The organism is Nostoc sp. (assembly GCF_036917435.1).
Taxonomy (GTDB): domain Bacteria; phylum Cyanobacteriota; class Cyanobacteriia; order Cyanobacteriales; family Nostocaceae; genus Nostoc.
The window spans coordinates 77,296-89,621 of record NZ_JBALDM010000018.1 but is presented as its reverse complement, the minus strand read 5'-3'; the positions used below and the strand labels follow the sequence as shown (position 1 = coordinate 89,621).

8 protein-coding genes are annotated in these 12,326 nt (G+C 40.8%); 3 read left to right on the top strand and 5 right to left on the bottom strand.

Annotated features, from left to right (window positions below):
- Window positions 1-178 precede the first annotated feature (178 nt).
- Window positions 179-2,446 (top strand): GumC family protein, encoded by a 2,268-nt coding sequence (locus tag V7K98_RS07700; protein ID WP_335020388.1) that lies wholly within the window; start codon window positions 179-181, stop codon window positions 2,444-2,446.
- Between the two features lie 152 nt (window positions 2,447-2,598).
- On the opposite strand, the gene V7K98_RS07695 is transcribed toward V7K98_RS07700, so the two are convergent.
- From V7K98_RS07695 to fabI, 5 genes are all read right to left on the bottom strand, one after another.
- The gene (locus tag V7K98_RS07695) at window positions 2,599-4,032 is read right to left on the bottom strand and encodes a right-handed parallel beta-helix repeat-containing protein (RefSeq protein ID WP_335020386.1); all 1,434 of its coding nucleotides are present in this window, start codon (window positions 4,030-4,032) and stop codon (window positions 2,599-2,601) included.
- An 899-nt stretch (window positions 4,033-4,931) separates the two neighbouring features.
- Window positions 4,932-6,401: an SLBB domain-containing protein gene (locus tag V7K98_RS07690; protein WP_335020384.1), complete on the bottom strand. Its 1,470-nt coding sequence runs from the start codon at window positions 6,399-6,401 to the stop codon at window positions 4,932-4,934.
- Window positions 6,402-6,904: 503 nt separating this feature from the next.
- Window positions 6,905-7,888, bottom strand: coding sequence for an ABC transporter ATP-binding protein (locus tag V7K98_RS07685; protein ID WP_335020382.1), 984 nt, complete (start codon window positions 7,886-7,888; stop codon window positions 6,905-6,907).
- Between the two features lie 151 nt (window positions 7,889-8,039).
- Window positions 8,040-8,681: an imidazoleglycerol-phosphate dehydratase HisB gene (hisB, locus tag V7K98_RS07680; RefSeq protein WP_335020582.1), complete on the bottom strand. Its 642-nt coding sequence runs from the start codon at window positions 8,679-8,681 to the stop codon at window positions 8,040-8,042.
- Window positions 8,682-8,803: 122 nt separating this feature from the next.
- Window positions 8,804-9,580 carry an enoyl-ACP reductase FabI gene (gene fabI, locus V7K98_RS07675; RefSeq protein ID WP_335020380.1) on the bottom strand — a complete coding sequence of 259 codons (777 nt, stop codon included), beginning with the start codon at window positions 9,578-9,580 and terminating at the stop codon, window positions 8,804-8,806.
- Between the two features lie 380 nt (window positions 9,581-9,960).
- Between fabI and ntcA the strand changes: the two genes are divergently transcribed.
- The gene (gene ntcA / locus V7K98_RS07670; RefSeq protein ID WP_008233817.1) at window positions 9,961-10,632 is read left to right on the top strand and encodes a global nitrogen regulator NtcA; all 672 of its coding nucleotides are present in this window, start codon (window positions 9,961-9,963) and stop codon (window positions 10,630-10,632) included.
- 168 nt (window positions 10,633-10,800) lie between these two features.
- Window positions 10,801-12,291: a DUF3084 domain-containing protein gene (locus V7K98_RS07665; RefSeq protein WP_335020378.1), complete on the top strand. Its 1,491-nt coding sequence runs from the start codon at window positions 10,801-10,803 to the stop codon at window positions 12,289-12,291.
- Window positions 12,292-12,326: the final 35 nt, after the last annotated feature.

The following is a 12,326-nucleotide window of genomic DNA, read 5'->3' as shown; positions in this document are numbered from 1 at the left end:
CTCTTAGATTATTGAAACAAAAACTCTTAAATGATCTCAGGTTTTTAGACTCAAATAGTCTATACTATATGTCATATTGTAAAGTAGTATCATTGTTACTTAATAGCTGTGCCTTGTCGCTACTCTAAAGTAGATCAATATTGAGTTTATCGCTTAAAACCTGTACTTTTGAAGATTTATGTCAGAAAAATCTATGGAATCTAGAGAATCTATTGATTTAGACCTTAATCGTTACTTATTGATATTGAAACGATGGTGGATGCCCGCTTTCAGCGTCTTTGTGGCTACAGTTCTGCTGAGTGCTATATCGACAAAATTTATTAAGCCATCCTATGAAGCAGAAGGAAAGCTGTTATTCAGAGTTCCCTCTTTTAAAGTAGCAGGAACTAGTATTTCGCCCAGTTTCTCTGAAGGAGGAGATTCAGGAGACTTGAAACCTTTGGTAGCAACTCAAAATCCTATAAGCACTCAGATAGAAGTTATTACTTCCCCTGCTTTATTGCAGAGGACAATAGACAAACTAAAACTAAAAGACAACGAAGGTAAAGCTCTCGAAGTACAAGCGCTACAAAAATCGCTTAACCTAAAAATTATTGGTGGGACAGATGTATTGCGAATTACCTATAGTAGCAGCGATCCCGAAGAAGCCGCGGCAGTGATCAATACAATTATGGGTTTTTATTTAGAAAATGATATTCTGTCAAATCGCTCTGAAGCAGGAGCAACCCGTCAGTTTATGGCCAAGCAGCTTCCGAAAACTCAAGCTGCTGTTAACAATGCAGAAGTAGCGCTACGAATATTTAAACAAAAACATCAGATTGCAGATTTATCAGAGGAAACAAAGTCAGCCGTTGCAACTATTGGAAATTTAGACAATGAGATGAATAATGTTAAGGCTCAGTTGGATGAGGTAAACGCCCAAACCAATGAACTGCGCCAAAGGGTAGAGCTAAATTCTCAGCAAGCGATAACTGTGAGTGCCCTAAGTCAGTCGCCTGCTGTACAGGGAGTTATTACACAACTTCAAGAAACCGATCGCCAGTTAGCGGTTGAGCGCAGCCGTTTCTTAGATGACAACCCTATAATTATTAACCTAGAAGCAAAAAAAGCTAGTTTAAAATCTCTTCTGCAACAGCAAATTGGTCAGACTGTTGGCAATGAAACACAAACTATTGGTAATCAAACACAAGTTCCCCCAAGTGAATTGCAGATTGGGGCACTTAGACAAGGGTTGATACAAAGTTTTTTGCAGTCAGAAATACAGCGCTTTGGATTAACAAAAAAACTCTCATCTCTATATAATTCCCGTGCTAGCTACGAACAGCGAGTAAAACTTATACCCCAGTTGGCACAAAATCAGCGCGAGTTAGAACGAAAAGTTGATGTCGCAGAATCAACTTATCAAACTCTATTAAAAAAGGTTCAAGAATTACAATTAGTTGAGAATACCAATACAGCCAGTTCCCGAATTATTGCTCAGGCTTTAGTGCCCAAAAAGCCGATAGCAAGCAAAAAAATAATTGTTTTGGTGCTAGGAGTGATGTTCGGTTTATTTTTTGCCACTACAACTTTGCTTATATTAGGGATGCGAGATAGATCTCTAAAAACACTTAAAGAAGTTAGAGATATATTTGGATATACTTTGCTGGGAATTATTCCTTTGTCTGTTAAAAAGATTCGCTCCGGTTATTCAAATTCCGAAGCAACAACTCAAACAATTGCTGTCAGAGATACGCCCCACTCTTTGACGAGCGAAATGTACCGGATGATTCAAGCCAATCTGAAATTTTTGAGTTCAGATAAAGTGCTTAAAACTATCGTGGTAACTAGTGCAGTTCCTAAAGAAGGCAAGTCTACAGTTTCAGCTAATTTAGCTGCTGCGATCGCTCAACTAGGACGTCAAGTTTTACTAATTGATGCAGATATGCGAGTTCCTTCTCAGCATCATCTCTGGCAACTAAGCAATTCAGTTGGTTTGAGCGAGGTTCTCATAGGCCAGGTTGAATTTGATATTGCTGTATCTAAGGTTATGGATAACCTTGATGTTTTGACTGCTGGAGTTAGACCTCCGAACCCACTTGCTTTACTTGATTCAAAACGGATGGCATCACTAATTGAAAATTCTTCATCTGAACATAACTATGATTTTGTAATTATTGATGCTCCTCCGCTCCTTTTGGCAGCCGATGCTTTGACTTTAAGTCAAATGACTGATGGAATTTTGTTAGTAGCCCGACCTGGAGTGATTGATTCTAACAGTGCTGCTGCTGCTCAAGAAATGCTACACAGATCCAGTCACAACGTCTTAGGTTTAGTTGTGAATGGTGTAATTGATAAAAATGAGTCTAGTAGTTATTTTAGCCATGCTAAAGAATACTTTACTCATCAAGATTTGCCAAAAAAGGTAGAGGCACAAAAACGTATTCCTGACAAAAGCTCTGTATAAATTGGGGTTTTGTATCATCGGTGTAAGAGAACACCTTGGCTACCATATCATGTCTATTTAATTAGCTACAAAATAAGAAGCCTGCCTTGGGCAGGCTTCTTATTTATAGCCATAGATAAGCTTTAGTCTGACCCAACTATAATAATATTGGCTTACCTGTACTGGTATTCGTATGCTCCCATATCATATGCATTAGCAATAGGACGAGGGTCACCTGCGTAATCAGTTGTCAAATCTCCCCAATAATAACCGTGGTTTGTGGCCCTACTATTAATCGTGAGTCTAAAGTCATCATTTGAGGGATCCACAAACCCTGGATCTGCAATAATATCGTGAGTCCCCATTACACGAAGCAGTGCACCATTAGGATAAAGATTGTAGTCATAGACAACGTTGACATTTGAATAGTTGTTGTTCGCGTATTGACCAGAGTAAGCACTGATAATGTTATTGAAAATTTTCACATCAGATGAAAAACCAGCATACACTTGTCCTTGTTGTGCAATCTCTTGACTATTCCCATTTGCATATGCTGTATTGTTGACAACATCTACATGTGCGCTCGCATGTACAACAATACCCGCACCACCATTTTTGTACGAAAGATTGTTTGCAATTAAAGTCCGTCCTTTATATGAACCACTTGGACCATCTTGTGATTGATCGACAATAATGCCATTACCGTCTGTTATCTTGCCAACTTCATACCAGGGAATATACTGTTGATTGTTGAAGACCTTGTTATTGGTTATGAACATTTTGTATCCTTGGTTGTCGTCAGTATTCCGATTCTTCAAGAACGAAATACCACTGCCACCATAGACACCATACCAGGCATTATTAAACACAGTGTTATTAGACACTTTCACATAATCAGCTGATAGGGCTATGATACCTCCTCCTCCACAGTTCAACACTTTGTTGTTCACAATATTTATGTGATGAACAGGATTATTAGTTCCGTCAAGGGTTATGCAGTTTCCATTTGTACGCGGATTTGATCTGTTATACTGCTCACTTAAAGCATAAGAATAACTGGTATTATCAACATCCCCTCTGATCTCTATACCGTTAATCTCGATATATGAAACTCCTGAGAACCCAATACCATTCCATGTATTGTGCTTAATTCTTGGAGTATGTCCAGGGTATGCTTTATAAGTAATCCAGGCATTTGCAGTTCCAGAACGTTTAATACTTACGGCACTCCCGGCTCCTGGTAAGTTTGTGTACCACCCATTCATAATTAACACTGTGTCGCCAGGGTTAGTCAGGTCTGCTGCCCTTTGAATCGTCTTAAACGCATTGCTTTCATTGAGTCCGCTCTTGTTGTCATTTCCGTTGTCACCACTAACATAGTATGTTGTCGGAGCAGCCTGGCTGATTAACTTGCGGCTGGGTAGTTGTTTTTCTTTGACAGGTGATAACTGACGAATATCTCTAACTAAAGACTCTGTTATTCTCTGTCCTTGAACTAGACCTGCTAATGCCCAGGGAAGTACAAGAGACGCACTTAAACTGAGAAAACCAAAACCATGTATCATCATAGGGAAAAATAGGGTATGTTGCAAAAACTGAATCGTCAACGGTCAGTAGCTCTAGCCTTAGTAAGTAACTCAGTATTGGATACAGTCGTATAACTGCCATTTGTAAGTTTATACATGGTTTCTTAGGTTTATACCTGAGAATTTCCACGTAAATATGGCGGAAATGCTTTTTTAGCTGGTGCTCCACAAAATAGGATATATCTGGTAAAAATACTGAGGGAAAATTGTTAGTATCCAGAACCACTCCATTAATGAACACCAAGCAACTGTACAAATGACATCATTTCCAATTCGACATCATTCTACTGTGTATACGTCGTATCTGTAGTTAAGATAGTATATCTGTCATCAATAAGTTAATTTACTTAAAGAATTCTTATGATAATAAGAATCATTTAATCGGCAAATATAAGGTGGATAGATAATTTATCGCTTCGAGCTTTTAAAATATTCTCATTCTCATAAGAATGAGAGTAACTAAAACGAAGCTTGAAAAAGCCTATCAATAGAAGATTAGAAATTTTCAGCTACATCTTTAGGTATATAGGATTCATCAAGTAGTAATTTTACTTAAGAGTTTGTTGAATTAGTATAAAATATGGTCAATAACTAAGTGATAGCCAAAATTAAGCCAGTTCTGTACCCTAGTGTTGTCTTATCCTGTGGTCGAGCTATACCTAGCTCGGTTGTCTGTAGGAATATAAGATCAGCCATTCTAGGCTAGAATTTTTTTTATAAGAAGAGACTGCTTCGTGTAGCTTGCTTCTTTGGAAGAACACTGCGAGTCATGTTTATGAACGCATAATTCATATATCTCTAATAAATGAATTAGTAGGGCTATCATTAACTCTTGACTATTAAGCTTTGACTCATAGATAGTGTAACTTGGGGACGGAGAGGGATTGATCAACGCCCCCAATTTACATCTGTATCTTAAACTAGAGTCCGAAAATGTTCAGAAGATTAAGGATAATCCCTAGAGGTCCAGTTATAGTGCTTACGGTATCGCCAAAGTTAGCTGCACCAGAGCGATTGACTAGGACGACATCATTATTGCGGAGTATGGGATTAGTTTGCTCATTAATCCCAGCGGAAAAATCAATTTTTACTATCCGCTTAGTAACAGAACCATTAGGATTGAGGCGAATTAAATCAACAGCCTTACTACTAGCTCTGGCATCATTAAATCCGCCAGCAGCGAGTATAGCTTGATTTAAAGAACTATTTGGCTGAATGTCTGTTAACCCTGGTTTTTTAACTTCCCCTACCACACCAACTTGAATGCGTGTAGGAGACAAAGTTGTGGTAGCTAATTGAGTAGCTTCTGCGGGGTTAATTTCAGTTGCCGTCGGAATAACAATTGTATCTCCGTCTTGCACAATGATGTCTTGATTAGAGTCACCACTCTGCAATAGTTGCCAAAGGTTAATATCTATAGTTTGTTGTGAGCCAGTTCTTGTAGGTCGGCGTAGCTTGAGACTACGAACATCAGCCTGTGCTGTAATTCCTCCAGCTAGTTGAATTACCCGCGTCACATTTGGTAGACCAGTAGGAGAGGCAGAACCACTATTAGCGGTTGCGCCCCCCTGGGCATCCGTGCTACCTGGGGTGACAAGATAGGAACCGGGACGGTTAACTTCACCGATAATTGTTACCGTGCGGGGTGTGGTTTGGCTAGCGGCAAAGTTAGATGCAAATATATTGCGGGATTCTGCCACATTGAAGTTAGTTGCAGTTGGCACAACTATAGTATCTCCATCCCGCAAAGTAATATCCTGTGTTAGTCTGCCTGTTTGGATGAGTTCCTTCAAATTGATGGTGACGGTTTGCTCTGAAGAACGTCCTATTTTACGCCTTAGTTGAACTTGACTCACATCCGCAGCTAAGGTTACGCCCTGTGCTGTTGTCAATGCGGCTAATACAGTGGGGTATTGTACGCCTGGATTGTCTCCTGCGCCTCCACTCAAGCTGAGAGTGTAAGCTCCTGGACGTGTCACCTCTCCGGCAACGAATATGTTGATGGGACGAGAGGATAATAGATTGACTGAGATTAAGGGACGTTTGAGGAAGCGAGAATATCTTCTAGCAATTTCGTCAGCAGCTTGTTCAGTTGTTAGACCGAGGACTGACACACTACCAATTAAAGGTAGGTTGATTGCTCCACCTGGGGGGACTTGATACTCTCCTGTATATTCAGGTACTTCAAATACATTTACACGGATGCGATCGCCGCCTCCTAATGAATAATTAGTATCTAATTGTGTTTGTGTGCTTGGTGATTGTGTAGTTGGTGGTAATGGTTGTCCCTGAGCTAGACTCGCAAATGGCACAGCGACATTGACAGCACTTAACAAAGCCGCACCCACAACTGGCTGAGTTAGTAATTTAAACAAACTTGTGTTAAGCATATTCACCTGAGATTCTGAAACTACAATCAATAAAGTACTGTCTAAACATTTTTATTTTGACTATACCTAAGTATTCAAGTTCCCCGACACTCTTATTTTCGTCGAAAAGTGTAATTTTCCGGAGGAAATTTGTTTATTGAATTTGAATTTTTAGTGAAGTTAATTTAAAGTTAAGCAAACTGGAATATATGAACTATCAGCAAACATTAGTAATTACGCAAATAATCGTAGTTTCTACAAAAAATTCTCTATAAACCAATAAAACACTTACGAATAATGTTTCCTTCTCAAAGTCAATTTGATTACATTTGAACTATAGTTTAAAATCTGCTATGACTACCGAAATTATGAACAAGTTCATTAAATAAATACAAATAACCTTAATCAAGATATCGTAATCTGGTTGTTTGTAGGTTTACTTGAGAAAGTAAACTCAAAAATGAGAAAGAAAGTTTGGGTTTTGTTGCTCAAATAACCACATACTACACCATTTAGTTGTGAAATTAATTTACTGAGTTATTTATTCTTTGGATTTGTTGAATAAAAAACTCTTCTAAGGAGTAGCGTGACAAGTTCATGGCAATAATTTTACCTTCCATAAGACGAACACTAGCGAGGAAATCATAGTAATCGTCTTGTAGTGTACCTTGCCAGGAACCATCAGGTTCAAATTTAAGAGTGGGTATCCATTTTTTGAGAATTTCCCAGTCACCACCTTGACCTTTTACGTGATATGTGTTTTCTACGCCTAAGAGTTCATTGAGGGAACCAGAGCAAATTAATTCGCCTTGAGCGAGGATGGCAATGCGATCGCAAATCTGTTCTACTTCACTAAGAACGTGGCTATTGAAAAAAATCGTTTTCCCAGCAGCTTTGAGCGCCAGGATAATTTCCCGCATTTGGTAGCGTCCCACCGGATCGAGTCCAGACATGGGTTCATCGAGAAAAACCAAATCTGGCTCGTTAATTAGCGCCTGTGCCATGCCGACACGCTGTAGCATTCCTTTTGAGTAGCGGCGTAAAAGCTTTTTACGAGCATCTGCTTGGGATAAACCTACTAATTCCAGCAGTTGGGGAATGCGTTGGCGTTGGACACTTTGGGGAATTTGGAATAGGCCAGCAGCTAGCTGCAAAAATTCCCAGCCAGTGAGATAGTCATATAAATAGGGATTTTCTGGCAGATAGCCGATATGTTGCTTAACACTGCGATCGCCTATAGGCTTATCCAATAATAATCCCCGTCCAGAGGTGGGACGAATAATTCCCAGCAACAATTTTAAAAGAGTGGTTTTACCAGCACCGTTTGGCCCCAGCAACCCAAAGGTTTCGCCTTTGTAAACCGTTAAAGAACAGTTTTTGAGAGATACAATTTTTTGATTTAGCCAAAAACCAGTGCGATAGACTTTTCGCAACTCAGAAGTTAGGACTACTGGCGGAGTGTCTATCGTATTAAGTTGAGAATCAGGGTCATCTGCAACAGACTTCATCTCGTTTCAACCACTAATTACCAGCTTGGTATTAATTACAAGTTACCTAGTAGGCTGATAATAACCATCACTGAGCGGTGTGTCAATTATTGGGGATTGGGGATTGGGGGAATAACTAATGCCCTATGCTCAATGATCCATTTGACTCCCTTCATAGAACGCCTTTAGAACTGGGAATTAAGCCAGCACGACGAGAGTCAATTTCCACTGCTAACCGTGTTGCTCTTGCAAAGGCTTTAAATGTCGCCTCTATGATGTGATGGGAATTAATACCATCCAATTGTCGAATGTGTAGTGTCATTTGGCTATGGTTTGCGATCGCCACAAAGAATTCGCGCACGAGTTGGGTGTCATAAGTTCCTACGCGCTGGGTAGGAATTTGCAAACCGTAGCTGAGGTGAGGCCGTCCAGAAAAGTCTAGCGCTACCTGAACTAAAGCTTCATCCAATGGTGCAAGAAAATTACCGAAGCGGACAATACCTTTTCTGTCGCCTAGTGCTTGGTTTAAAGCTTGACCCAAGGTAATGCCTACATCTTCGTTGGTGTGATGGTCATCAATTTCTAAGTCTCCCTTGGCTTGGACATCTATATCAATCAGTCCGTGGGAGGCAATTTGATGCAACATGTGATCCAAAAACGGAATGCCTGTTGCTGCTGTGCAAGTTCCTCTACCATCCAGGTTGATGGTAACTTCCACATCAGTTTCACCAGTGGTACGGTGAACAGTGGCAATTCGGGGAGTTTTTGTTAACTGGTCGTAATTTGAATTAATTTGACGATTGGTTGTTTGCATTGGGAATGGGGAATTGGGCATGGGGCATGGGGCATTGGGCATGGGGCATTGGGCATGAGCAAGAATTTTACTAATACTCAATACCCAATGCCCAATTCTCAATGCCCCATGCCCCAATTATCTTACATTCCCATGATTTCATATCCTGCATCTACATATAGAACTTGTCCGGTAATACCACTAGACAAATCACTACATAAGAAAGCGGCAGCATTACCAACTTCTAGCTGAGTGACGGTGCGGCGTAGGGGAGCTACTTCTTCTACATGATGAATCATATCCAAAATCCCGCCTACTGCTGAAGATGCTAAGGTGCGGATGGGGCCTGCGGAAATGGCATTGACACGGATATTTTGTGGCCCTAGTTCAGCAGCTAGGTAACGCACACTCATTTCTAATCCTGCCTTGGCAATTCCCATAACGTTGTAGTTAGGGATTGCTCTAACCCCGCCTAAATATGTCAAGGTGACGATACTTCCTCCCTCTGTCATCAAAGGTTTAGCTGCACCACTTAATTGCACTAGCGAGTAGGTACTGATTTCTAAAGCGGTGTTGAAGCCAGAACGAGAGGTTTGGCTAAAATCTCCAGTCAAATCGTCTTTGCTGGCAAAGGCTAAACAATGGATGAGGATGTCTAACTTTCCCCATTGCTCACGAATTGTTTCAAAGGTAGATTGAATCTGTTCCTCATCTTGGACATTACAGGGAAGAAATAAGCTTGGGTTGAGGGGTTCTACTAACTCCGCGACTTTTTTCTCCATTTTGCCGCGTTCATCTGGCAGATAGGTAATACCCAGGTTTGCTCCGGCTTTATGCAGCTGTTGGGCGATGCCCCAGGCGATCGAGCGGTTATTGGCAATACCTGTAACAAGAGCATTTTTTCCAGTCAGATTCAGCATAGAAATTATTAATGCGATCGATCATTAGGAGCATACTAGAATCTGACGCACGTTTTGTCTTTGTTTTATACAGGATTTGCAAAAATGAATATTGAGAAGGGTGTTTGCTGTGACAAAAATCTTGATTTTTCCTAAAGATTTCCTCAAGATATCTTCATTTGTTCTTTAAAAAACCCTTTTCAATACAGCTATTGGAACTACTTATCAACAATTAGTAGCTGAAAGGATCAACAATTATGTATCATTATAAACAAAGAGTTATGAAGTGATTTGTTTGAGTATAGGAAAGTACAGAAAGGTTGACGGTGCTTTATTCATTTTTCGGGTGTATTCTTAGGTAATCAGTTTTTGTTTTTCCGGCATTGGGTAGGGGAAGGGAGATGATCGTGACACAAGATAAAGCCCTAGCAAATGTATTTCGTCAGATGGCGACCGGGGCGTTTCCGCCAGTTGTGGAAACGTTTGAACGCAATAAAACGATCTTTTTTCCTGGCGATCCTGCCGAACGAGTTTATTTTCTTTTGAAAGGCGCTGTTAAACTTTCTAGGGTGTACGAGGCAGGAGAGGAAATAACAGTAGCATTGCTTCGGGAAAATAGTGTTTTTGGTGTTTTGTCATTGCTGACAGGAAATAAGTCGGATCGGTTTTACCATTCGGTTGCATTTACTCCTGTGGAATTACTGTCAGCCCCAATTGAACAAGTAGAGCAAGCACTCAAGGAAAATCCAGAATTATCAATGTTAATGCTGCGGGGTCTGTCTTCGCGCATTTTACAAACAGAGATGATGATTGAAACTCTCGCTCACCGAGATATGGGTTCCAGGTTGGTGAGTTTTTTGTTAATTCTTTGTCGGGATTTTGGCGTTCCTTGTGCTGATGGGATCACTATTGATCTGAAGTTATCTCATCAGGCGATCGCAGAAGCAATTGGTTCAACTCGTGTTACCGTTACTAGGCTACTAGGGGATTTGCGTGAAAAGAAGATGATTTCCATCCACAAAAAGAAGATTACTGTGCATAAACCTGTTACCTTAAGTAGGCAATTCACATAAAATCAATGGAAGAAAGGGGAATCGGCGCGTGTTTTATTGTGAAAAATGACACTAATAGCTAGAGGTAAATCTAAAATTGAATAATTTCAGCTATTGCCAATTTCCACTTCTTTCCAGACAATGTTTAAAAGTAGTAGGCTGTATCTGGAAGGATTTCGGTAGCTAAAGATGACCACCGGATACATCCTCATCGCAGCAATTTTAATCTTGGGAGGCGTAATTGCCACCGTGGGCGATCGCATCGGCACACGAGTTGGCAAAGCTCGCCTCTCACTTTTTAACCTTCGTCCGAAAAATACTGCTGTAGTGGTAACTATTTTTACGGGCGGTTTGATTTCAGCATCAACGTTAGGAATTTTATTCGCTGCTGATGAAGGCTTGCGAAAGGGAGTCTTTGAATTAGAAGATATTCAAAAAGACCTCAGACAGAAGCGGGAACAGCTAAAAACCGCAGAAACTCAGAAAAGTCAGGTGGAAACTGAGCTAAGTCAAGCAAAAGTTGCCCAAACAAAGGCACAACAAGACTTACAGACAATTAATCAATCTTTGCAGGCAGCCAATGCCAAACAACTCCAAACACAAGCTCAGTTAAACCGTACTATTGGTCAACAAGCCCAAACTCAAACTCAACTGCAACGCACTCAAGGTCAGCTAGGACAAGTTGTAACTCAGTACCAAAAAGCTATAACTCAGTTGCAAAGCGTTTCCATCCAGAGGAAAGAGCTACAGGCGGCAGTTGAACTACTGAAGACAGAACGACAACGACTGTACGCTGAAGCGAAAAAAGCCATTGACGAAGCCAAAACAGCCATTGAAAAACGCGATCGCGAACTCGCTAATCGTCAAGAAGCTATAGAAGTGCGCGATCAAAAAATTGGCCAACTGGATCAATTGATTCAAAAACGTAACGTAGAAGTTGCAGCACGAGAGCAAGTGATTGCCAAACGGGAATCGCGCCTCAAAGAATTGGAAGCACAACAGGAGCAACTAGAACTAGAAGTTGCAAGGCTGGAAAAATATTACCAGTCTTACCGCGACCTGCGTCTAGGTAAATTAGCCTTAGTTCGCGGTCAAGTTCTGTCTGCTGCTGTAATTCGTGTTACCCAACCGGCTGCTGCTCGTCGGGCGGTGGTACAACTTTTACAAGAAGCCAATCGCAACGCCAATCTCGGATTAAGTGAGCCTGGGGCAAATCCTGCCAATGTAGAGCTACTGCGCCTGACTCAAGATAGGATTGACCAATTGAGCAAGCAGATTAGCGATGGTCAAGAATACGTGATACGAATTTTCTCGGCTGGTAATTACGTCAGGGGAGAAAAGCAGATAGAGTTTTTCGCTGATACAGCCCGAAATCAATTAGTTTTTTCGGGAGGCGCAGTGTTAGCCACAACTACTGCCGATTCCAAAACCATGACATCCTATCAGTTACAGCAACGGCTAGAAATACTAATTTCTGCTTCCCAATTTCGGGCGCGTAATGCCGGAATTGTCGAAGATGTGCAAGTAGAAGGGACTTTTCTGCGCTTTGTCGCCCAACTAAGACAGTACAATCAACCCTTGGAAATCAAAGCGATCGCAGCAGAGGACACTTATACAGCTGGCCCATTAAGAGTAAAATTAGTGGCAATAGTCAACGGAAGAATAATTTTTAGTACTTAAAAAGTTATTTTTACACTAAGATTTAAACATATTTG

Coding starts and splice junctions, on each gene's coding strand:
- V7K98_RS07700 (WP_335020388.1), top strand. CDS start 179: ATGTCAGAAAAATCTATGGAATCTAGAGAATCTATTGATTTAGACCTT.
- V7K98_RS07690 (WP_335020384.1), bottom strand. CDS start 6,401: ATGCTTAACACAAGTTTGTTTAAATTACTAACTCAGCCAGTTGTGGGT.
- V7K98_RS07685 (WP_335020382.1), bottom strand. CDS start 7,888: ATGAAGTCTGTTGCAGATGACCCTGATTCTCAACTTAATACGATAGAC.
- hisB (WP_335020582.1), bottom strand. CDS start 8,681: ATGCAAACAACCAATCGTCAAATTAATTCAAATTACGACCAGTTAACA.
- fabI (WP_335020380.1), bottom strand. CDS start 9,580: ATGCTGAATCTGACTGGAAAAAATGCTCTTGTTACAGGTATTGCCAAT.
- ntcA (WP_008233817.1), top strand. CDS start 9,961: ATGATCGTGACACAAGATAAAGCCCTAGCAAATGTATTTCGTCAGATG.
- V7K98_RS07665 (WP_335020378.1), top strand. CDS start 10,801: ATGACCACCGGATACATCCTCATCGCAGCAATTTTAATCTTGGGAGGC.